General features: G+C 72.7%; 8 protein-coding genes. 3 read left to right on the top strand and 5 right to left on the bottom strand.

Features of this window, described 5'->3' with window-relative positions; translation table 11 throughout:
- Positions 1 to 6: 6 nt before the first annotated feature.
- Genes ACFV18_RS01510 through ACFV18_RS01490 form a run of 5 tightly spaced genes read right to left on the bottom strand, consistent with a single transcriptional unit; the run spans position 7 to position 14,597 of the window.
- Complete coding sequence (locus ACFV18_RS01510; protein WP_380478143.1) at positions 7 to 1,062, bottom strand: MDR family NADP-dependent oxidoreductase; 1,056 nt, start codon at positions 1,060 to 1,062, stop codon at positions 7 to 9.
- A 20-nt stretch (positions 1,063 to 1,082) separates the two neighbouring features.
- Positions 1,083 to 2,717, bottom strand: coding sequence for a phytoene desaturase family protein (locus tag ACFV18_RS01505; protein ID WP_380478308.1), 1,635 nt, complete (start codon positions 2,715 to 2,717; stop codon positions 1,083 to 1,085).
- A 20-nt stretch (positions 2,718 to 2,737) separates the two neighbouring features.
- Positions 2,738 to 4,372, bottom strand: a complete 1,635-nt coding sequence (locus ACFV18_RS01500; RefSeq protein ID WP_380478142.1) for a phytoene desaturase family protein — start codon at positions 4,370 to 4,372, stop codon at positions 2,738 to 2,740.
- Positions 4,359 to 13,640, bottom strand: coding sequence for an amino acid adenylation domain-containing protein (locus tag ACFV18_RS01495; protein WP_380478141.1), 9,282 nt, complete (start codon positions 13,638 to 13,640; stop codon positions 4,359 to 4,361). Before ACFV18_RS01495 ends, ACFV18_RS01500 begins: the two co-directional genes overlap by 14 nt.
- A 60-nt stretch (positions 13,641 to 13,700) precedes the next feature.
- Complete coding sequence (locus ACFV18_RS01490; RefSeq protein WP_380478140.1) at positions 13,701 to 14,597, bottom strand: sterol desaturase family protein; 897 nt, start codon at positions 14,595 to 14,597, stop codon at positions 13,701 to 13,703.
- A gap of 156 nt (positions 14,598 to 14,753) precedes the next feature.
- On the opposite strand from ACFV18_RS01490, the gene ACFV18_RS01485 reads away from it, so the two are divergent.
- From ACFV18_RS01485 to ACFV18_RS01475, 3 genes are all read left to right on the top strand, one after another.
- Positions 14,754 to 15,917, top strand: coding sequence for a cytochrome P450 (locus ACFV18_RS01485; protein WP_380478139.1), 1,164 nt, complete (start codon positions 14,754 to 14,756; stop codon positions 15,915 to 15,917).
- 143 nt (positions 15,918 to 16,060) lie between these two features.
- Positions 16,061 to 18,613, top strand: coding sequence for a hypothetical protein (locus tag ACFV18_RS01480; RefSeq protein WP_380478138.1), 2,553 nt, complete (start codon positions 16,061 to 16,063; stop codon positions 18,611 to 18,613).
- Positions 18,606 to 23,297: a DUF6603 domain-containing protein gene (locus tag ACFV18_RS01475; protein WP_380478137.1), complete on the top strand. Its 4,692-nt coding sequence runs from the start codon at positions 18,606 to 18,608 to the stop codon at positions 23,295 to 23,297. Before ACFV18_RS01480 ends, ACFV18_RS01475 begins: the two co-directional genes overlap by 8 nt.
- Positions 23,298 to 23,386: the final 89 nt, after the last annotated feature.

Here is a 23,386-nt window from a genome sequence, read left to right as displayed (position 1 = left end):
CCCGGTTCAGAGTCCGACGACGACCTTGCCCCGGTTCGCGGAGCGGGCGTCGCCGTACAGGCTCTGGTAGGCGGTGGGGATGGCGTCGAAGCCGTGGTGGACGGTCTGTCGGTGGACGATCTCGCCGCTGCGGACCAGCCCGCCGACCTCGGTGCGGAGTGCGGTCCAGTTGGGTTCGGTGAACCACTCGGGCGCGAAGATGCCGCGGATGGTGGTGCGCGGGAAGAGGATGTACGGCAGCAGGCGGGGCCCGGTGTGGTCGTTGCCGACCTGGGTGGCCCACTGCCAGCACACCGCGACCTGGCTGTCGACGTTCAGCATGGTGAACGCCGCGTCGGTGATCGCACCGCCCAGGTTGTCGAGGTAGCGGTCGATCCCGTCGGGGGCGGCCTTCCGCAGCAGGCCGTCGATCCGCTCGGGGTGGTCGCCGTGCCGGTAGACCAGCGGTTCGATGCCCAGGCTGGCCAGGTGCTCGGCCTTCTGTTCGGAGCTGGTGGTGCCGATGACGCGGCCGCCCGCCCGGGCGGCGAGCTGCCCGAACAGCGAGCCGACGGCGCCGCTCGCGCCGCTGACCAGCACGGTGTGGCCGGGGCGGACGGTCATGAACTTGGTCAGCGTGCCCCAGGCGGTCATACCGGGGCCACCGAGGACGCCCAGCGCGGTGCTGATCGGCAGGGTGTCGTCGTAGTGCGCGGGGTCGAGGCGGCGGTAGGCCGGGAAAACCATCGGGAAGGTCCCGGTCTGCCACAGCCGGGCCTCCCCGGTGCCCACCAGGTGGGTGCACCAGCCGCCGTAGCCCTGGACCAGGTCGCCGACCGCGAACCGGGCGCGCGGCCCGGCCGCCAGCACCTCCATGACGGCGTCGCCGCCCATCAGGTCGCCGAGCGGGGTGTCCAGGGTGATGCCGTGCAGGTAGGGGTCGAGCGAGAGGTAGCGGGTGCGGAACAGCATCTCGTCGTCCCGGAGGCTGACGTCGATGTCCTCCACCACCTTCCGGTACATCCGACGGGCGTCGGGCACTCCGTCGAGGTGTTCCTGGACGACCCACTTGGCGATCTGCACGGTGCGCTCTCCTCAACGGCTCAACGGCCTACGGGGACGACGAGATGGGTGGGCGGTGGCGCGCTGCGGTCGATCTCGGCGCGGAACGGCACGCCGTCGTCACGGCAGACGAACTGCATGACGTGGCGTCCGGCGGCAGCGGCGCGGATCAGGCCGCCGGTGGTCGCCCAGACGCCGGAGAGGTAGAAGTTCCGCAGCCCGGGCAGCACGGGGCCGTTGCGCTTCATCTCCTGCTCCAGCGTCTCGCCGCTGGTCACGAACGGCTGCCAGCCGAGCACCGTGCCGTCGTAGTTGCCGGTGTAGCGGACCTGGGTGAGCGGGGTGGACACGTCCTTGACCGCGACGGCGGCCTTCAGACCCGGGTAGCGCAGGTCGAGGAAGTCCACGACGGTGTCCCGGACTTGGCGCTTGGCGGTCTGGTAGGCGCGGCCGCGCCCGGTCGGCAGGGTGTGCAGTTCCTCGCCCCTGCGCATCCGGCTCTGCTGCTCCGGGCCGGTGCTGAGGGCCCGCCAGGGGGCGATGTCGCAGAAGTAGCTGGCGTAGACGACGGTGGTGTCCGCCGGTGACAGCTCGGGGTAGTGCCGGCTGCGGAACTGGACGTTGATGCTGGGGTGGCGGATGCCGGTCAGGGTGGCGGCCCGGTCCTGGTCCAGCAGGTAGGTGGTGCACGGCTCGCCCTCGGGGAAGGGGCGGCGCAGGCCGAGGAAGACGGTGACGTAGCCGGGGAAGACCATGCCCGGCTGTTTGATGGTGCTGGTGTACAACTCCCGGTAGGTGTCGCCGAGATAGCGCCCCTTGAGGAGGTCCATCAGGGTGGTGCGGCCGTCGGCGGCGGAGACCACGATGTCCGCGAACAGCTCGCGCCCGTCGCTGAGCCGCACGCCGATGGCACGGTCGTCCTCGACCAGTACCTCCGTCACCTTGGCGTTGTACTGGATCTCGCCGCCGAGCCGCAGGTAGCGCTGCTCGATCGAGCGGGCCAGCCCGAGCGAGCCGCCCTCGGGCACGCCGGCGGAGAGGTCGGCGTGGCAGGCGAGCTGGAAGTAGAACGGCAGCACCGGGAAGGCCGGGTGGCGTTCGTACAGGATGTAGTTGAACGCCTCGCGCAGCAGCGGGTGCCGGAACCGCGCCGAGTAGTCCGTCATCAGGGTGCCGATGGAGCGCCGGACGACGTTGAAGTAGGGCAGGAAGCCGGCCAGCATCCGCCAGCGTTCCATGGTGCCCATCAGCCCGACCGGCTTGAGGAAGGGGTAACTCGCCAGGCAGGCACGGAACTTGCGCAAGCCCCCGCAGAACTCCCGGATCGGGCGGGCGTCCTGGGGAGAGATGCCCAGCAGGTGGGCCTCCAGCCGGTCCGGGTCGGAGTAGAAGTACACCTCGCCGTGCTCGGTGCGGACGATGTTGAAGACGTCGAAGTGCCGCATCTGCTTGCCCTGCAGCGCGCCGAGTTCGAGCCAGATCTGGTGCATCTCGTTGCCCGGTCCGCAGCCGAGCAGCCAGCTGATGCAGCAGTCGAAGGTGAAGTTGCCGCGGTCCCAGGCGGTGCAGCAGCCGCCGGGCAGTTCGTGCATCTCCAGGACGGTGCTGCGGTAGCCGTTCATCTGCGCGTAGCAGGCGGTGGACAGTCCGCCCAGGCCACCGCCGATGACGATCATGGTCTGTCTGCGTGCTTCCGTCATGCCGACGCGCTCCAGCGGGCGAGTTGGGGCAGGTGTCCGAGCTGGCCGGGCTGCCAGGGGTCCTGGTTGTCGCTCTCCCAGGCCCGGAACTCCAGGCCGAGTTCCTCGCAGAGGAACTGGACGGCGAACCGGCCGCTGGAGGCGGCGCGGATCAGGCCGCCGAGGCTGGCCCAGTGGCCGGCCATGGAGAACCCGCTCAGCCCGGGCAGGCGCATCCGGTCCCGGTTGATCAGCTTGGTCACCAGGTCGTCGGCGCCGGAGAACGCCTTCCAGGCGAGGATGCTGCCGAAGCTGTTGCCGGTGTAGCGCTCCATGGTGGCCGGCGAGGCGACCTCGATCAGGTCGATGCGCCCGCCGATCCCCGGGTAGCGCCGCTCCAGGAAGCCCCGGACCACGTCGGCGGCCCGCTGCTTCTCCGCCCGGTACGCCCGGCGGTCCCGGCCGCGCAGCGACTTCCAGTGGTCGTAGTCGCTGAAGTAGGTGCAGTGGATCACCGACTTGCCCGGCGGGGCGAAGCCGTCCGAGTAGTGCGAGCGTTGCTGCACCACCAGGCCGCGCTGGAGTGCGCCGGGCAGTTCGGCGGCCTGTTCGGCGGGGAGCAGGTACGTGGTGCAGTGCGGGCCGCCGGCGTCGAGTTCGCCGTCGATGCCGAGGAAGACCGAGACCACGGCCGGGAACAGGGTGCCCGGTTGGTGCAGCACGTCCTGGTAGAGCCGGTCGATCCGCGGCCCGGTGTAACGGCCTTCCAGCAGGCGATAGATGGCGGTCCGGCCGTCGCAGGCCGCCACCACGTGGTCGGCGTAGTGCCGCCGGCCGCCGCGGAGTTCCACGCCGACCGCGCGCCCGTCCTCGACCAGGACGCGCTCGACCCGGGCGCGGTAGGCGATCTCGCCGCCGAGCGAGGTGTAGCGGTGCTCGACCGAACGCGCCAGGCCCAGCGAACCCCCCTGCGGGAAACCGGCGTTGAGGTTGCGGGCGGCGGCCATGCTGTACAGGTAGGGCAGCAGCGGGAAGCCGTCCGGGTCCTGGAACAGGATGTTGCGGAACGCCTGGCGCAGCAGCGGGTCCTGGAAGCGGTCGGCGAAGGTGTTGAGCGGGGTCGCCGCCGTCCGCCACAGCAGCCGGAACGACGGCAGCACCGTCCGCAGGGTGGCGAGCTTCTCCCGGGGCGTCATCAGGGCGGACGGTTTGAGGAAGGGGTGCAGGTCGAGCGCGGCGAAGCGCCGCAGGTCCCGGCAGAACGCGCGGATCGGCCGGGCGTCGGCGGGCGAGAGGTCGAGCAGGTGGCGCTCCAGCCGGTCGGGGTCGTTGTAGAAGCTCACCGCCCGCCCGTGCTCGTCGACCACCTGGTTGAACAGGTCGAAGTTGGTGACGGTCTTGCCGTCGAGGGCGCCGAGTTCCCGCCAGACGCGGTTCGCGTCGTTGCCCGGGGCGGTGCCGATCAGCCAGTCGATGCAGTAGTCGAACAGGTAGCCCTTGCGGGACCAGGCGGTGCAGCAGCCGCCCGGCAGGACGTGCTTCTCGAAGATCTGCGTCCGCATCCCGCTCATCCGGGCGTAGCAGCCGGTGGCGAGCCCGCCGACCCCGCCGCCGATGATGATGACCCGGGGTCCGTCCTCAGCCCGCGGCACCGGTCGCTCCTCCCGTGAGGATGTCGCGGGTCAGTTCCGCGTTGCGGGCGGCGAAGTCCTGGTCGAGCATCTCGGCGTGGCTGCCGAAGCCGCGGAACACCGTGGTCCGGGTGGTCGAACTGCCGTGCCAGGTGCCCTGGTTGCCGGCCGCGTAGAACGGGACCTTCTCCTGGTCGGAGATCACGCTGATCAGCGAGCGGACGGCGCCGAGGTTCGGGGTGCGGGCGCAGAAGTGCAGGTACTCCCGGGCCTGGCTCAGCGTCTCCTCGGCGACCACGTCCGAGCCGGTGTGCCGGTGCAGGTGCTCGCGCAGTTCCCGCTCGAACGCGTCGAGGTGCTCGTCCTCGAGGGCGAAGGAGTCGGTGATCCGGTAGGAGTCCACGATGAGCACGTGCGGCACCTCGTGGTGCCGGCGCTCCAGCTCCTTGGCCACCTCGAAGGCGAGGTTGCCGCCGAGCGAGTAGCCGAGCAGCGTGTACGGGCCCTGCTCGCGGAAGGACTCGATCAGGTCGGCGTAGCGCGCCACCTTGTCCTCGCCGGTCAGGAAGTTGAACGCGACGAACTGGTACTCCGTCAGGTGCGCCGCGAGCTGCCGGTACACCAGGCCGTGCCCACCGGCGGGCGGGAAGCAGAACACCGTCCCGTCGGCGGCCTCGCCGGGGTTGAAGCACAGGTACGGCTGGGCGCCGGCGATCCGGCCGGTGATGACGTGTTCCAGGGTCCGGGCCATGCCGCGCAGCGTGGTGGACTCGAACAGCAGGCTGACCGGGATGGAGACGTTGAACTCGGTCCGCAGGTGGTGGATCAGTTCGATCAGCTTGATCGAACTGCCGCCCGCCTCGAAGAAGTCGTGCTGCAGGCCGACCCGTTCCACGCCGAGCAGGGACTCCCAGTGCGCGGCCATCCGCACCTCGAACAGGGTGGCCGGCGGTTCGGGTTCGCTGTCGTCCGGGTCGAACCGGGGCGACGGCAGGGCGGCCGTGTCCACCTTTCCGTTCGGGGTGAGCGGCAGCACGGGCAGCTCGGTGAGGTGCGAGGGCGTCATGTACGCGGGCAGCCGGTCGGCGAGCAGGCGGCGCAGTTCACGCCGGTCCGGCCGCGCCCCGGGCTCGGGGACGTAGTAGGCGCACAGCACCCCGCCGCCGTCGTCGACCTGGCGCACCGTCACGGCGCACTGGGCGATGCCGGGCAGCGCGGCCAGCTGGGTCTCGATCTCGCCGGGCTCGATGCGGTGGCCGCGCACCTTGACCTGGTTGTCGGCCCGGCCGAGCAGCCGCACGGTGCCGTCGGCCGCCCAGTGCGCCAGGTCGCCGGTGCGGTACAGCCGTACCGGCCGGCCGCCCGGGGTGCGCACGGTGAAGCGCTCGGCGGTCTGCTCCGGGTCGCCGACGTATCCGTCGGCGACGCCCGCGCCGCCGACCCAGAGTTCGCCCGTCACCCCGGGCGGCACCGGCTCGCCGTGCTCGTCCAGGACGTAGAGCGCGCTGTTCGGGAACGGCCGGCCGATCGGCACCATCCGGCCCGGTTCGAGGCCGTCCGCCGGGCCCTCGAACCAGGCGCTGTCGATGGTCGCCTCGGTCAGCCCGTAGGAGTTGACCAGCCGGGTGCCGGGGCCGCACAGCGCGTGCAGGCGGCGGTGCTCCTCGACCTTCCAGGCGTCCGAGCCGACGATCAGCAGCCGCATGAAGTCCAGCCGGTGGCCCGCGCGTTCGCAGTGCGCCAGCAGGCCGCGGGCCACCGCCGGGACGAACTCGGCGCAGTCCACCCGTTCGTCCAGCATCGTCCGGTACAGCCGGGCGGTGTCGAACAGCAGGTCACGGTCGGCCAGGACCAGGTGGCCGCCCGAGCACAGGGCGCGCACCAGGTCGCCGGTGAAGACGTCGAAGGACTGGGCGGCCATCTGGAGGTGGACCCGGACCTCGCTGTCCAGCCGGTACTCGGCGCGCCAGCCGGCGTACACCGAAGCCAGACTGCGGTGGCTGACCCGCACCGCCTTGGGGCGGCCGGTGCTGCCGGAGGTGTAGATGACGTACGCGGGGGCGTCCAGTGCGACGGCGGGCTCGGGGGCCGGGCTCCCGGGCGCCCGGTCCAGCTCGTCGAGGGTCAGCATCCGCGGGGCGAGGCCGGCCAGTTCGGGCCGGGTGCGGTCGGTCAGCAGCAGCACGGCGCCGGCGTTCGACGTCATGTAGGCGAGCCGGTCCACCGGGTGCCCGGGGTCCAGCGGCAGGTAGGCGCCGCCGGCCCGGAGCACAGCCAGCAGGGCGACGATCTGCTCCGGCGACTTGTCCAGGCACAGGGCCACCACCGCACCGTCCCGGACGCCGAGTTCACGCAGCTGCCCGGCGGCCCGGCGGCTGCGGCGGTCGAGTTCGCCGTAGTCGAGCCGCCTGGCGGTGCCGTCCGGCGCCGGGAGGGTCACGGCGACGGCCTCGGGCCGCTCGGCGGCGACCCGGGCGATCAGCTCGTGCACCGGCACCTCGGCGGGCTCGGTGCGCCTCGCGCCGCTCCACCGGTCGAGCAGCCGTTCCCGCTCGGCGTCGTCGAGCAGCGGCAGCCGGTCGGCGGGCTGCCCGGCGGGGGCCCGGGTCAGCGCGTCCAGCAGGTTGCGGTAGTGCCCGGCCATCCGCTCCATCGTCGCGGGCTCGAACAGGTCGGTGTTGTACTTGAACACGCAGTGGTAGCAGCCGTCCGCCCGGTCCTGGTAGGCGGACAGCGTGATGTCGAACTGTCCTTCCTCCTCCGGGAGTTCGATGTAGTCCAGGTGGTAGCCGTACTTGTCGGTGGCCACCTTGTGGGTGAGCAGGATGAACATCGCCTGGAACACCGCCGAGCGGCTCGGGTCGCGCTGCAGCCCGAGCTGCTCGACCAGCAGGACGAACGGGTACTCCTGGTTGTCCAGCCCGCCCAGCACGGTCTCCCGGACCCGGCCCAGCAGCTCGGCCACCGACGGCCGGTCGGCCAGCGTGACGTGCAGCGGCAGCGGGTTGACGAAGTAGCCGTAGACCGAGCCGAACTCCTCGCGGGTGCGGCCGGTGACCGGGCTGCCCACGATGATGTCGTCCTGCCCGGAGTACCGGTGCAGCAGCAGGTAGTACGCGCTGAGCAGCACCATGAACACCGTGACATCGTGCTCGCGGGCCAACTCCTGGACGCGGGAGCTGAGTTCCTCGTCCAGCCGGAAGAACTCGGACGCCCCGTTGTGGGTCTGCACGGACGGGCGCGGCTTGTCGGTGGGAAGGCCGAGCACCGGCGCCTCGGCCGGCAGGTGGCCGCGCCAGTAGTCCAGCATGGGCTTCGCCTCCGGCCCCGCGAGCAGCCGGTTCTGCCAGTTGAGGAAGTCCAGGTAGCGCGCGGGCACCGGCGGCAGCTCGACCGGGCGGCCGTGCCGCCGCCCCTCGTACAGGGTGAAGAGCTCGTCGATGAAGGTGAAGGTCGAGATCGCGTCGGAGACGATGTGATGCACCGCCTTCATGATCACCCAGCGGTCCGGTCCGCGCTTGAACAGCCGCAGCCGCACCAGCGGGTCCCGTTCGAGGTCGTACGGCTTGCGGTACTCGCGGACGATCATGTCGTGGATCTCGTCCCACTCCCGGTCCTGCACGTCGAACAGGCCGGTGTCCGGACGGGCCTCGGGGGAGATCAGCTGGACGGCCCGGCCCTCCTCCAGCACGAAGTTGGCCCGCAGGCACGGATGCCGCTCCAGCAGCACCCCGAAGGCCTCGAACATCAGCTCCGGGTCGAGCTCGGTGCGGATCTCCACCGCACCGCCGATGTTGTAGGCGAAGGCGTCCGGGTTGAGGTGCTTGAGGAACCACAGGGCCTTCTGGTTGTGCGTCAGCGGATACCGGTGCTCGTCGGTGTGCACCTCCACCTCCGCCTCCGGCACGGGCCCGTCGGCCGCCGCGGACTCCAACAGCCCGGTGTACAGCCGCTCGACCAGCTCGTCGAACGGGTCGCCGCTCAGCAGCGTCACCACCGGCAGCGCGACGCCCAGCTCCGCGTGGACGCGGGCGCGCAGCTCCATCGCCAGCAGCGAGTCCAGACCGAGGCTGTTCAGGCCCGCCGCCGGATCGATCCGCTCCGGCTTCGCCCGCAGCACGTTCGCCACCAGCTCGGTGAAACGCTCGGCCACCAACTGCCGCCGCACCCCGGCGTCCGCGGCCCGGAAAGCGGCCGGGAACCCGCCCGCCGGGGCGGCCTGCGGGACGTCGGCGGCGGCCGCCAGCTCCGCCACCAGCGCCGGCGGCGAGGCGTACCACGCCTGGAACACCGGCCAGTCGACGACCGTGGCCACCAGCAGCTGCGCCCGGTCCTGCCCGACCACCCGCTCCAGCACGGCCATGCCCGCCGCCGGAGGCAGCGAACTCATCCCGCGCGCATCACGGTAGTGGCCCACCAGCCCCAGTTCCTCGATCATGCCCGTCGCCCACGGACCCCAGTCGATGCTCAGCGCGGGCAGCCCGCGGGCCCGGCGGTGGTGGGCCAGCGCGTCCAGGAAGGCGTTGCCCGCCGCGTAGTTGGTCTGCCCGGCGGTGGTCAGCACGGAGGCGATGGAGGCGAACAGCACGAAGTGGTCCAGCGGTTCGTCACGCAGCTGCCGGTGCAGGATGTGCGCGCCGACCACCTTCGGCTCCCAGGCGGCGTCGAACACCTCCCGGTCCAGCTCGGGCACCAGCGCGTCCCTGACCTGCCCCGCGAGGTGGAAGACGCCCCGCACCGGCGGGAGTTGACGGCGCCGGTAGTCCGCCAGCCAGTCGGCCAGCGCGGCCTCGTCGGTCACGTCCAGCGGCACCGGGACGGGGTGCGCCCCCAGCGCCTCCAACTCCCGCAGGAACGCCACCCGCCTGCCCGCCGGGCTGTGCGGGTCGAGCCCGGCCCACTGCTCGCGGGCGGGCAGCGCGGTGCGGCCGACCAGGATCAGCCGCCGCGCGCCGCGCCGGACGAGCGTCCGGCACAGCAACTGCCCGAGGGCGCCGAACGCGCCCGTCACCAGGTAGCTGCCGTCGGCGCGCAGCCGCAGCGGCAGCGGCCGGGTGAGCCCGGCGGGCCGGCGCAGCCGGCAGGTGGCGCGCCGCTCGCCGCGCAGCGCGATCTCCTCCACGTCGGCGACCGCCAGCTCCCGCAGCAGCGCCGCCGCCTCCTCACGGGGCTCGGCCGCCGCCCCCAGGTCGATCAACTTGCCGCGCTGCGCCACGAGTTCCTGCTGCCACAGCACCCGCCCGATGCCCCAGGCGGGCGCGCCCAGCGGCTCCACCGGATCGCCCTCGGCCACCGCCTGGGCGCCCCGGGTGACGATGTGCAGCCGCCCGCCGGGCCGGGCGGACGGCAGCACCTGGGCGAGCGTGATCAGCGACCAGCCGCCGAGGGTGCCGCAGTGCGCCAACTGTTCCCGGCCCACCGCGTCGATCGACGGCAGGTCCAGGTTCCACAGGTGCAGCACGGTGTCGAAGCCGCCGTCGAGGTCGGCGAACAGCTCGCGCAGGTCGGCGGCGGAGCCGGGCCGGACGGTCGAACTGTCGCCGCCGTGCCGGTACTCCGCGCCCGGGCGCACCAGGTGGCAGGCGCCGCCGCGCTCGCGCAGCTGCGCGGCGAGCTCCTCGGCGAGGCCGTGCGCGTCGGCGAACACCAGCAGCCGTTGCGGCGGCGGCGCGTCGGCACTCTCCAACGGCTGGTCGATCCAGACCGGTTCGGCCAGCCAGCCGTCGATGGCGGCCAGGCCCGCGGAGGCCGAGGCGCCCTCGACGCCCGCCGCCCGGAACCCGGTGACCCGGCCGAGCGGGTTCCCGTCCTCGGCGTACAGGGCGAGGTCACCGATCAGCTCGTCCGCGCTCTCCCGGGTGACGGTCGCGTGCACCCAGAAGGGCCGGTGGCCGACCTGGTCGAGGCTCACCTCCCCGATCGACAGCGGCAGCCGGATGCCGCTCTCCTGGCGGTCCCCGTCGAGGAGTTGCGGCGTCAGCAGGGCCTGGAAGCAGGCGTCCAGCAGGGTCGGGTGGACGTGCGCGGCGTCGGCGTCCGCCGGGCGCGGCTCGGCGGGGCAGATCCGCGCCAGCGCCTCCCCGGGGCCGATCCAGACCTCCTCGATGCGCTGGAACGCCGGGCCGTACCGGTAGCCCAGGTCGGCGAGCTCCCGGTAGCAGCCGGAGCGGTCGAGCCGCCGGGCGGCGCGTTCCCGGAGCGCCGACAGATCCGGCGCGGCGGCGGGCCCGCGGCGCTGATCGGTGCGGACCACGCCGGTCGCGTGGATGGTGCGCTCGGCGCCGACGGAGGCGACGGAGAAGCTCACGCCGTCGGAGTCGAAGCCCAGTTGGACGGTCGGCGGCAGGGACTCGGAGAGGAACAGCGCCTTGGGCAGCTCGATGTCCGCCAGCACCGCCCGGTCGGCGCCGGTCAGCACCCGCACCGCCTGCGTGGCCATCTCCAGGTAGCCGGCGGCCGGGAACACCGCGGCGTCCTCGATCCGGTGGTCGGCCAGGTAGGGCAGCCGCTCCAGGTCGAGCTGGACCTCCCAGGTCGGCCGGATGTTCGCGGTGCGCCGGCCCAGCAGCGGATGGTCGAGCCGTCCGAGCCGGATCTGTTCGACCGGCGCCGGCTCCACCCAGTACCGGTCCCGCTTCCAGGGGTAGCCCGGCAGCGGCACCGGGCGGCCGCCCGGCTGCAGCGCCTCCCAGTCCAACTCGACGCCCAGGTTGTGCAGTTCGGCCAGCGACCTGGCGAAACGTTCCGGCTCGTCCTCCTCCCGGCGGATCGAGGGCACCGTCCAGCCCGTTGCCTCCCGGCCGTCCAGGCACTCGCGGATCGCGTGGCCGAGGACGGGGTGCGGGCCGATCTCGAGGAACACCTGGTGGCCGTCCTCGGCCAGCAGGTCCATGGCGGAGCGGAACCGGACCGGCTCGCGGACGTTCTGCCACCAGTAGCCGGCGTCCAGTTCGGTGCCGTGGGCGCGCCCCTCACGGGCCGTCAGGTACAGCGGAACCTCGGCCGGGCGCGGCTTCAGATCGGCCAGCGCGGCGAGCAGCTCGTCCCGGATCGGGTCCATCCGCACGCTGTGGTACGGCACTTGGACCGGCAGGAAGCGGGCGAAGACCTGCTCCCGCTCCAGCTCGGCGGCCAGCTGCCCGAGGGCGTCGAGGTCTCCGGAGAGGGTGACGGAGGACGGGCTGTTGACGGCGGCCACCGACACCCGGTCCTGGCAGGCCCGGATCCGGCGGGCGGCCTCCGCCTCGGTCAGGCCGACGGCGAGCATCCCGCCCGTCCCGGCCAGGCGGTGCTGGAGCCGGCTGCGGTGCAGCATCACCCCGACCGCTTCGGCGAGTTCGTGGACCCCGGCCTCGTGGAAGGCGGCGGCCTCACCGGTGGAGTGCCCGACGATCGCGTCCGGGCACACCCCGTAGCTGCGCCAGAGCGCGGCCAGGCCGAGCTGCACGGCGAAGTTGGCGGGCTGGGCGAGCCAGGTCTCGGCCATCCTCGATTCGGCCTCGCCGCGCGCGAGTTCGTCCAGCAGCGACCAGCCGGCCTGGCGGCGGATCTCGGCGTCGCACCGCTCGACCGTCTCGCGGTACACCGGCTCGGTCTCGAACAGGCCCCGGCCCATGCCCCACCACTGCGGGCCCATCCCGGTGAACACCCACACCAGCCGGCGCTGGGCGCGCTCCAGCCGCCGGCCGGTCAGTACCCGGGGGTGCGGCTCGCCGCGCTGGTGGGCGGCGAGCGCCTCGTCCAGCGACTCCCCGGACTCCGGCCGGTACACCACCGACAGCCGGTGCTCGTGGTGCTCGCGGCGCCGCGCCAGGGTGTGGCCGAGGTCGGCCGGCGCCACCGGCGGGCCGTCCGTGCCGGCGAGTTCCTGCCGGATCCCGGCGACCAGCTCGGGCAGCCCGGCCGGGTCCCGGGTGCTCAACGGCAGGACGCTCCAGGCCGGTTGGCGCGCGGCCGGGGCGGCGGCCGGGCGCACCGGCGCCTCCTCCAGCAGCACATGGGCGTTGGTGCCGCCGAAGCCGAAGGAGTTCACGCCCGCCCGGGCCGGGCCCTCGTGCGCGGGCCAGTCCACCGCCCGGGTCGGGACCTCGAACGGCAGCGCGGCCCAGTCGATCGCGTCGGTGGGCCGCTCCAGGTTGATGTGCGGCGGGATTCGGCGGTGCTTCAGCGCCAGCACCGTCTTGACCAGCCCGGCGATGCCGGCGGCCGCCTCGGTGTGCCCGATGTTGGTCTTCACCGAGCCGACGTAGCACCGGGCGCCCGGCTCCCGGCCCTCGGCGAGGACCCGTCCCAGCGCCTGTGCCTCGATCGGGTCGCCGACCGGGGTGGAGGTGCCGTGCGCCTCCACGTACTGCAGGCTGCCCGGGGCGATGCCCGCCTCGGCGCAGACCCGGCGGACCAGGGTGACCTGGGCGTCCGGGTTGGGCACCGTGATGCCGTCGGTGCGGCCGTCCTGGTTGACGCCGCTGCCGAGCACCACCGCGTGGATCGGGTCGCCGTCGCGCAGCGCGTCCGAGAGGCGTTTGAGCGCCACCACGCCGACGCCCTCGGCCCGGACGTAGCCGTCGGCCGTCGCGTCGAAAGCGCGCGAGCGGCCCTCGGCGGACAGGAAGCCGCCCTTGGTCTCGGCGATGGTGTACTGCGGTGCCAGGTGCAGCAGGGTTCCGCCGGCCAGGGCGAGATCGGTCTCGCCGCGCAACAGGCTCTGCCGGGCCAGGTGCAGCGCCACCAGCGAGGAGCTGCAGGCGGTGTCGATCGAGACGCTGGGGCCGCGGAAGTCGAAGCAGTGCGAGATGCGGTTCGACACCATGGTCATCATGGTGCCGGTCGCAGTGTGCGCGGCCAGGGTGTCGAAGCCGAGGTCGGCGAACTGGAGGATCTTGTAGTCGAGGGTGAACGCGCCGACGTACACGCCGACTTCGGTTCCGGCGAGCCGGCTCGGCAGCTGGCCGCCGTCCTCCAGGGCCTCCCAGGCCACCTCCAGCAGCTTGCGCTGCTGCGGGTCCATGTGTTCGGCCTCGCGCGGGCTGATGCCGAAGAACTCGGGGTCGAACTCGTCGATGCCGTCGATGTAGCCGCCGCGCGCGCCGATCAGGCGGCCCGGCTTGGCCCGGTCCCGGCTGGCCAGGGTGGTGGTGTCGTAGCGGTCGGCCGGGGTCGGCACGATGCAGTCCCGGCCCTCGATCAGGTTGCGCCAGAAGCTTCGGTGGTCGCGGACTCCGCCGGGAAACCGGCAGCCGATGCCGATGATCGCGATCCGGTCCTGGGGTTGGTCGGTCGAGTCCGTCATGATCCAATCCGTGTCTCGTGGCGCCCCTGCAGGGGACGGGTGGGGGGTGGCAGGACCGGGTCAGCTGGAGGATCCGGTGGTGGCGTCGGGAGCGGGGCGCCAGGGGTGCAGCAGGCTGGCGAGCACGCTGGTGGTGGGCGGGAAACTGGCGGGGTCGTGCAGTCCGACCGCCACCGGGCGGCGCCCCGGCCGCCAGGTGAAGCTGCCGAACAGGTGGTCCCAGATCGCGAGGTCCGCGCCGAAGTGCCCGGACTCGGCCAACTCGGTGCTGTGGTGCAGCCGGTGCTGTTCCGGGCTGCCCAGTACATGGTTCAGCCGGCCGATTCGGACATCGATGTTCGCGTGGACGAAATATCCCTGGGCGACGACGAACAGGGAGGTGCAGAAAACGGATTCCCGGGAGAAACCGAGCCAGGCCAGCGCGAGTTGCACGACCGCCTGACCGAGCAGGACGTCGAGCAGGTGATTGACGCCGTTGTTGGTGACGTTCACCTTGTCCAGCCCGTGGTGGACGCCGTGCAGCCGCCACAGCCACGGCTGGTGGTGCGACCATCGGTGAAAGAGGTATTTCGCCAGCGAACCGGTGAGCAGGGCGAGCGGGATCTCCGCCCGGAGCGGAAGGGCCGGATGCGGCGGCGCCAGCCGGGCGACCAGCGCCGCGACCAGCAGCTGGCCGAGCGCCCCGCCCACCATCGTCAGGACGAAGTAGACGCCGTAGCACCGGAGTTCACGCGCGCCGGGGTGCCAGTCCCGCCGGTAGGGGATGAGCCGTTCGAGGGCCCAGAGGTAGCTGATGGTGCCGACCTGGAACAGGGCGAGGACGCGGCCGATGTCCCAGTGTTCGTGGAGGGTCGCCGTGGCCCAGGCGGGTACGGTGCACAGCAGGACCGGATAGGAGGCGTACCGCAGAACGGTGCGAAATCCGGCCGCCGGACCAAAGGATCTTTCCCGGTTCAACGGCCCTCCAGATGAATCGTCACCGAACTGAACGGGATTCGATGCTAACCGCAGGGCGGGCGGTCGCTGCGGAACCGACGTGGCACGGCTGAAGAAAATCTGACGATCCATCAGCTAGCGTAATCGGAAAATTCCGGTCGCCCACGTGGAGGTGCCATGCCCGGCCCGATCGCCCAACTTCCGCCGCTGCACGCCCTGGACCTTCCCGAGCCGGCCCCGCCGCGGTCGGCCACCCTGCGGGACGGCTCGGCGGCCTGGGTGGTGACCAGGTACCACGAGGTGCGGCAGGTGCTGACCGACCCGCGGTTCGTCCGCGACCTGGAGCCCGGGGGCGGTGGCGCGCTCAACGTGTCCACCGATCCGGCGTCGCTCTACAACCAGAACGGATCCGGCCACCAGCGGCTGCGGCGCACCGCGCAGGGCGCGTTCACGCCCCGGGCCGTCGCCCACTGGCGGCCCTGGGTGGAGGCGGAGGCCGAGCTGCTGCTGGACGGCCTGGTGGCGGCCGGACCGCCGGCCGACCTGGTCGCCGATCTCACCTCCGTCCTGCCGTTCGCCGTGGCGGAGCGGCTGCTGGGGGTGGACCGCCTGGAGCCCGGGTGGTTGCAGCGGTGGGCCGCCTGCGTGACCGTCGACGCCTCCGACTCGGAGGGCCAAGTGGCCTCCGAGCAGCGGGAGTTCGCGCGGTTCGCGGCCGAGCTGCTGGCCGGGCGGCGGGGCCGGCCGGGGGAGGACCTGGCGAGCCGGCTGGTGCAGGCCGCCGACCGGCTCGGCGGCATTCCCGAGGAGCAGCTGACGTACCTGCTCGGCGGTCTGGTGGCCAGCGGCAGCGACAGCGTCGCGGGCACCCTCGCCAACGCCCTGCTGTACCTGTTGGGGGAGCGGCCCGAGAGCTGGCCCCGGCTCGCGGAGGCGGAGCGGGCGCGGCTGGCCACCGAGTGGCTGCTGCACCACATCCCGCTGGGCGACGACGAGTTCACCACCCGTCGGGCGGTGGAGGCCGTCGAGGTCGGCGACGTGCGGATCCCGGGCGGCGCGACGGTCGCGGTCTGCCTGGGCAGTGCCAACCGGGACCCGGCGGTGTTCCCGGACGGCCTGTCCGGCGACCTGTTCGCCCCGCTGCCCGCACCCACCCTGGCCTTCGGCGCGGGCCCGCACCACTGCCTGGGCACCTGGCTGGCGCGCACCCAGCTCCAGGTCGTCCTGCAGCGGCTCGCCGCCCGGCTCCCCGGCCTGCGGCTCGCCGGGCCGGGCGCGGCCGTCGAGTGGCGCCTGGGCAGCACCACCCGCAGCCCGCGCGTCCTGCGGGTGGAGTGGTAGGCCGGGCGTCAACTCCCTTGTGTGGGACATGATCTGACGATCGGTCGGGCGAATGACCCCTTTCGAGGCATTGACGCCGCGTTCGTGTCGAATTTCCCCGCGCCGGTCAGTACGGTTGCGAAGCATTGGACAGGAGGTCCCCCGTGGCCGACCCCACCCCCGACCTGTTGATCTTCCCGCACAGCGACCTGCACCTGGCCCTGAGCGGAACGCCGCCGCTCACCCTCACCCTGGCCACCCGCCAGGTGGCGGTGCCCGCGACGAACGGATTCGTGCTCACCCCGGTCCCGCCCGGCCAGGTCACGGTCGACTTCTTCGCCCCGTTCAACGACAAGGGCCACCGGTTCGAGGGCCTGCCCACCTACAACAGCACGACCGGGCAGGTCACCGCCACCACCCCCGGGGTCTTCCTGTTCCAGGCCCACACCGCCGACCAGTACATCGTCGGCCGGCTCCAGGTCCACCGGTCGGTGGTCGGCTGGTGGTTCGGCAACGACTCGATCACCACCGCGCTCGACACCACCGTGGCGCACGCCCAGCCGTCGCTGTACGCGAAGTTCAGCGACGACGCCGGCGCCGGGACGGACCTGATCGGCGACATCACCGGCCACGGGTACGTCCAGCTGGTACCGGCCGACGCCCGGCAGCTCGCCGTGTCGCCCACCGGCCGCCTGCGGGGTGTGCTGCCCACCCAGCCGGGCACCCCATGGGTGCTGTCCGGGCTGTTCCCCGGCCTGGGCGGCGCACAGCTGCTGAACGTGTGGGTGGTCGACTACGGCGCCGACCACGCGCTGACCTGGGAGCTGGGCGGCGGCGACCCGGCGGCCCTCGCCGACAAGCACAACGTGCTGTTCCTCGCCGAGGGGTTCCGCGAACAGGACCGCCCGAAGTTCGACGAGCTCGTCACCCGGGCCATCCACGAGATGTTCGAGAAGCCCGCGCACGAGCCGTACAGCATGCTGCGCACCAGCTTCAACGCCTTCAAGTCCTTCACCGCCTCCCAGCAGCACACCGTCACCTGCGGCTTCCGGGTCGCGGCCGGCGAGGAACGGACCGAGGCCGGCCAGGCGAAGGGCACCGGCTTCCCGATCCCGACCAACCAGATCGGCGGAGGCAACCTCTACAGCCTGGAGGAGCTGGTCCGCCTGGTCGGGCTGCCCATGCGCGGGGACCAGCGGACCGGCCTGGTGGCGAAGTGGCAGGCGCAGGACCTCGTCTTCGACCCGAAGAAGATCGACGACGACCTCGTCAAGGCCTGGAAGCTGCACCAGTCGGTCGGGTACCTGCACGCCCGCGACACCTTCTTCGGCCTCCGCCTGGGCCCCCGGTTCGCGGACCGGCTCTCGGGCTTCGGCCCGGTGGCCAGGCCCGCCGCCGACGCCGTCAAGGACCCGGTGGTCCAGGCCTTCGTCGCCCGGGTGTACGAGTTCTACCGGAACAGGCCGACCCGGAACCTGACCCTCGACCCGCGCCGGCACCCGCCCGAGCTGTACATGGACCCCACCGAGCTCAACCCGGCCACCACGCTGATGCGTTACGTCGGCAGCCTGAAGATCACCGGCTCCACGGCCGCCGTCGGCGCCGTGTGGCAGCCCGACGACCAGCACTTCCAGCCCAGCCGGGGCCTGATCGCCCTGATCGTCAACGACAGCGTGGACGGCGGCACCAACTTCAACGTCCGGACGGTGACCGCCCAGACCGTCAACACCGAACAGGGCGTCGCGTACGTCTACGCCAACGCCACGGACAAGCGGGAACAGCGCCGCGACCCGGTCGCCGACATCCCGGTGAACTTCGCCGAAGTCATCGACACCATCGCCCACGAGTTCGGCCACAGCTTCAACCTGCTCGACGAGTACGAGGAGTTCCGCGGCGACGGCGGGCCCGACGAGGAACGACCCGAGGACCTGATCGGGGACAACGTGTCCAGGCTCGGCTTCCTGCGGGTCGCCGCGGCCCCGGACCGGCGCATCGACCCGGCGAAGGTCAAGTGGTTCCAACTGCCCCGGATCGGCACCGCCGCGGTCCTGCTGGCCGACTCGGTGAACGTGACCAGCCCCGTCCAGGGCCTCAAGCTCACCATCGGCAGCCGGAACACGGCGGAGTGGCAGCAGGCCAAGACCCTCCTGTCCGAGGTGCGGGTGCGCAACTTCGGCATCGCGCCGGGCGGCCGACAGCTCCCGCTGGACACCGACCCCGCGCACTACCTGGAAGGGCTGATCGTCGGTCAGGTGCTGCCCGGCGAGGGCGCGATCATCCTCACCCGGGCGGGCAGCGCCCCGTTCCCGACCTTCGCGAAGGGCTCGATCGTCTTCGTCCCGCTGAAGGACAAGCAGCACCAGCCGCTCCAGGTGGTGGAACCGGAGGTGCTGAGGTTCCTCCAGCTCAACCAGAGCCCGCTCAACCAGGATCCGAACCACGAGGACACCAACCCCAAGGAGGACACCCCGGTCGACATCCCGGACTTCAGCCCGCCCTGCAAGGGCGCCCGGACGATCGGGATCTTCGAGGGCGGCGCCACCTTCGCGGGCGCCCACTACCGGCCCACCGGCCGCTGCAAGATGCGCCAGGGCGAGACCGACTTCTGCCACGTCTGCGCCTGGCTGATCGTCAACCGGGTCGACCCGACCTTCCACGCGCTCCTCGACCGGAAGTTCTACCCGGAGTCCAAGGCGGAGAAGAGGAAGCATGAGTGAGCCGGGCACCTTCGAACGGATCCTGGCGGAGATCGGCCAGGCGCTGCTGCCACTGCGCGACGGCCTGGCCACCCCCGCCGCGTTCATCGGACTGCTGCGCCGCCTCGGCTGGACGGTCACCGCGATCCCGCAGCCGTTCGTCGACCTCCGGGCCGCCGTCGAGACGCTCTACGACAGCCTGCACTCGCTGCTCGGCGACGGCGGACTGAACGTCGACGGCACGGTCGGCGACGGCGGGGCCTCCGCGGCGGTGTCGTTCTCCCCGGACGACGTCAAGCGGGCCCTCGGCGCCGTCCAGGCACTCATCAAGGGCATCCACGCGATCGCGGACGCGCCCGCCTCGGCCATCCCCGACACGCTCCGCGCGGACGGCTTCCTCACGCTCTTCCCCGGCCAGCTGCTCGACCACCTGATCGTCAGCTACCTGCAGCGCTACCACCCCAACCTCGGCTTCGCGCTGCGCGGCCTCGGCGTGGTCAAGTCCGCCTACGCGCCGCCCACCGGGAACCGGCCGCCCCACCAACACCTCGCGCTCGACCTCGGCGACCTGCCGCGGACGCTCGCCGACCCGGCGCAGGTGCTGAAGGACGCCTTCGGCTGGGGCACCGCGAACTTCGACCAGCCGGAGCTGCTCAACCAGCTCGACAACCTGCTGCGCAGCATCGGCGCCAACGTCCAAGGCCAGCGGGTCGTGCCGTCCACCGCGCTGGCCGTCCAGGGCGCGACGCCGGACCCGTTCGGGCCGCGGACCAGGGCGCTGGCCGCCGTGCTGTTCCAGCGCGTCCAGCCCTCGGCCGAGATGGCCGCCGCGATTCGGCTGCTGCCGCTGCCCGCCACCGCCGACGGGGCCCCGCCCGGGCTGGCGCTGCTGCCCTCGTTCACCGGGACGCAGGGCTTCCGGTTCGAGCTCGGGCCGGACATCGCCGTCACCATCCGCGGCGACCTCGACCTGCAGGGCGGCGTGGCGCTGCTGGTGCGGCCCGGCCGGGGCATCGACATGGTGCTGGGCTTCGAGTCCTCCTCCGCGCCGGTGCACGCCAAGGGCTCGATCGACGTCCAGGTGGACCGGTCCGGCCCGGCCGACCAGCCGCGCATCCTGTTCGGCCAGGCCGACGGCACGCGGCTCCAGCTGAGCCGGATCTCCGGCGCGGGCGGGGTGCGGCTGGTCGGGGACGCCGTCGACTTCTTCGCCGAATTCGGCCTGGAGGGGCTGGAGTTCGTCTTCTCCCCGGCCGGTGCGGACGGCTTCGTCGGCGCCGTGCTGCCCGCCGGCGGGTTCACCCTCGGCACCGATCTGACGGTCGGTCTCTCCTACCGGCAGGGCTTCTACTTCCGCGGCACCTCCAACCTGGAGCTCCAGCTCCCGGCGCACCTGGAGCTCGGCCCGCTGGAGATCCAGGGCCTGACCATCTCCGCCGCGCCCGGACCGGACGGGCTGCCGATCGGCCTCGGCGCGTCCTTCCGCGCCCAACTCGGCCCCGTCACCGCCGTGGTGGAGCAGATCGGGCTCAACGCCGAGGTGGCCTTCCGCTCCGGCGGGGACGGCAACCTCGGCCCCGTCGATCTCACCTTCGGCTTCAAACCGCCCAAGGGCGTGGGTCTGTCGGTGGACGCGGGGGCGGTCAAGGGCGGCGGGTTCCTGTCCTTCGATCCCGACCGCGGCGAGTACGCGGGCGCCCTCGACCTGGACTTCGCCGGACTGGTCGAGCTCAAGGCGATCGGCCTGATCAGCACCCGGATGCCCGACGGCGGCAGCGGCTTCTCGCTGCTGATCGTGATCACCACCGACTTCGGCTCCACCGGTATCCAACTCGGCTACGGATTCACGCTGTTGGCGGTCGGCGGCCTGATCGGGCTGAACCGGGCGATGAACCTGCAGGCCCTGGCGGAGGGCGTGCGGACCGGCTCGGTCGAATCGGTGATGTTCCCCAAGGACGTCATCGCCAACGCCCCCCGGATCCTCTCCGACCTGCGCCGCTTCTTCCCGCCCGAGCAGGGCCGGTTCCTGATCGGGCCGATGGCCAGGATCGGCTGGGGGACACCCACGCTGGTCAGCGTCTCGCTCGGCGTGGTCATCGAGATCCCGCCCGGGGACATCGCCATCCTCGGCGTGCTCCAGTGCCTGCTGCCCAGCAAGGACCTGCCGCTGCTGGCGCTCCAGGTGAACTTCGTGGGCGCGCTGGAGGTCGACAAATCGAGGCTCTGGTTCTTCGCCGAACTCTTCGACTCGCATGTACTGACCATGACCATCGACGGCGGGATGGGCCTGCTGGTCGCCTGGGGCGACGCGCCGGACTTCGTGCTGACGGTCGGCGGCTTCCACCCGTCCTTCAAGCCGCCGCCGCTGCCGTTCCCGGTGCCCAAGCGGCTCTCCGTGGACATCCTCAACCGGCCCGGCCAACTGATCCGGGTCTCCGGCTACTTCGCCGTCACCAGCAACACCGTGCAGTTCGGCGCGGCCGCCGAACTCCGGCTGGGCTTCGGCGGGTTCGGCATCGAGGGGCACCTCTCCTTCGACGCGCTGTTCCGCTTCTCGCCGTTCGCGTTCACCATCCGGATCTCCGCCGGGGTCACCCTGAAGGCCTTCGGCGTCGGCGTGTTCGGCATCGACCTGAACTTCGCGCTGGAGGGCCCCGCGCCCTGGCGGGCGCACGGCCGCGGCTCCATCTCGCTGCTGTTCTTCGAGATCTCCGCCGACTTCGACATCACCTGGGGCGAGGAACACAACACCACCCTGCCCCCGGTGGCCGTACTCCCGCTGCTGGCAGGCGAGTTCGGCAAGATCGAGAGCTGGCAGACCCAGCTGCCCTCGGGCGGCTTCAACCCGCTGGTCACCCTTCGGCAGCTGCCCCCCACCGACCAGCTGGTGCTGCACCCGCTCGGCACCCTGTTCGTCCGTCAGCGAGCGGTCCCGCTGGATGTCCGGCTGGACCGGATCGGTGCCCAACGGCCCAGCGACGGGCGGCGGTTCGGCATCGCACCCGCCCCCGACAGCGGCCTCGCCAGGGTCTCCGTCACCGGCGACAGGTTCGCGATGGCGCAGTTCCAGGACCTGGACGACGCCGCCAAGCTCTCCCGCCCCGCGTACGAGACCCAGGACGCCGGACTGGAGCTGACCGCGGCCGCCGGCACCCTGCTCTCGCCGCGGGTGGTGCGCCGCAGCGCCCGGTACGAACTGCACATCATCGACAGCGGCGCGCCCGCGACGGCCGCCGCCGCACGCCGGGTGGTCCCGATGGCGGCCCGCTCCGCCGTCGCCGCGCCGAAACGCTTCCACGACGTCAGCCCCGCGATCTTCGGCCAACTGCTCCAGGGCAGCAGCACCAGCCGCTCGCCGATCTCGCAGCGGGAAGCCCAGCTGCGCCAGCCGTTCGCGGCCGAGCAGACCGTGCGGCTCACCGACCGGCGCTTCGTGGTCGCGAACCTCCGCAACAACGTCCAGGCGCACCCGCCGGCCGGGGGCGTCGGCGGGACCTTCCGCAGCCGGGCCACCGCCGAGGACGCGCTCGCCGACTGGATCGGGCGGGACGGGGCGCTGGCGGGCCGGCTGCACGTCATCCCGGAGGAGGAGGCCGTCGGGTCGCCCGCCGCGCCGGGTGCGTGGAGTGCGGTCGGAGGGCTGCCGGTGCCCGCCGGGGAGGTCGAGGCGGTTCGGCTGGCCAACGGGAAGGTGCTGGTGGCCGGGGGAGCGGATGCCGCTGGATCGGCGCAGGGCTCGGTGGCCCTGTTCGACCCGGTGGCCGGTGCCTGGACGGCCGCGCCCGCGCTGGCGACCGCCCGCTCCGGGCACAGCACGAGCAGGCTCGGCGACGGCCGGGTGGTGGTCGCGGGCGGCCTCGGCACCGCGGGCGCTCTCGCCTCGGCGGAGGTCTACGACCCGGCGCCGGGCACCTGGTCGTCCACCGCCGCGCTCGCCACCGCCCGCCACGGGCACGCCGCCACCACGCTGGGCGACGGCCGACTGCTGGTCACCGGCGGCACCGGCGCCGGCGGCCGGGCGCTGGCGACCGTCGAACTGCTGGACCCGGCCACCCTCACCTGGTCCGCCACCGGCCCCGCGATGACCGACGCCCGCACCGGGCACCGGGCCGTCCTGCTGGCGGGCGGCAAGGTCCTGGTGGTCGGCGGCGCGCTGCCCACCGGCGGACCGGACGCCGCCCTCGCCCACTGCGAGCTGTACGACCCGACCACCGGCACCTGGACACCGACCGGCAGCCTGCTGACCGCCCGCAAGGGCCACCAGGCCACGCTGCTGCCCGACGGCCGGGTGCTGGTCACCGGCGGCGACGCGACGGCCCCGGCAGGCGGTTACGACCCGCGCAGCCTCGCCACCGCCGAGGTCTGGGACCCGGCCACCGGCACCTGGACCGCCCTCGGCCCGATGCCGGGCGGCGGCCGCCGCGGACACCGCTGCCTGGCCCTGCGCTCCGGCCTGGTCCTGCTCCTCGGCGGCACGGGAGGGCCGGCCTTCGAGACGGGCTTCCGCCAGGTGGCCGTCCTCGACCCCGCCCTCGGCAGCTGGACGCTCACCGGCGGGCTCGGCACCGGCCGCTTCGGCTTCGCGGTCGCGGAACTGACGGACGGCCGGGTGCTGGTGGCCGGCGGCACCGCGCGGGCCGGCGCGGCGGCACCCGGGCCGGAGGCGGTCGAGCTCGCCGTCACCGCCGAGGTGTACGTCCCCTGATGACGGAGGGTTGCGCGAGCATGGCCGGTCCTGCGGCGGGGTGGGGGCGTGCGGCGGTGGCGGTCCGGTGTTCGGGGCGGCGGTCGGTG

This window comes from Kitasatospora sp. NPDC059673, assembly GCF_042734215.1.
Taxonomy (GTDB): Bacteria; Actinomycetota; Actinomycetes; order Streptomycetales; family Streptomycetaceae; genus Kitasatospora.
The sequence above is the reverse complement of the archived record's forward strand: the minus strand, read 5'-3'. Positions and strand labels throughout refer to the sequence as shown.

Excerpts from the sequence above, each read along its gene's own strand:
- ACFV18_RS01505 (WP_380478308.1), bottom strand. The coding sequence starts at position 2,717 with ATGATCGTCATCGGCGGTGGCCTGGGCGGACTGTCCACCGCCTGCTAC.
- ACFV18_RS01495 (WP_380478141.1), bottom strand. The coding sequence starts at position 13,640 with ATGACGGACTCGACCGACCAACCCCAGGACCGGATCGCGATCATCGGC.
- ACFV18_RS01485 (WP_380478139.1), top strand. The coding sequence starts at position 14,754 with ATGCCCGGCCCGATCGCCCAACTTCCGCCGCTGCACGCCCTGGACCTT.
- ACFV18_RS01475 (WP_380478137.1), top strand. The coding sequence starts at position 18,606 with ATGAGTGAGCCGGGCACCTTCGAACGGATCCTGGCGGAGATCGGCCAG.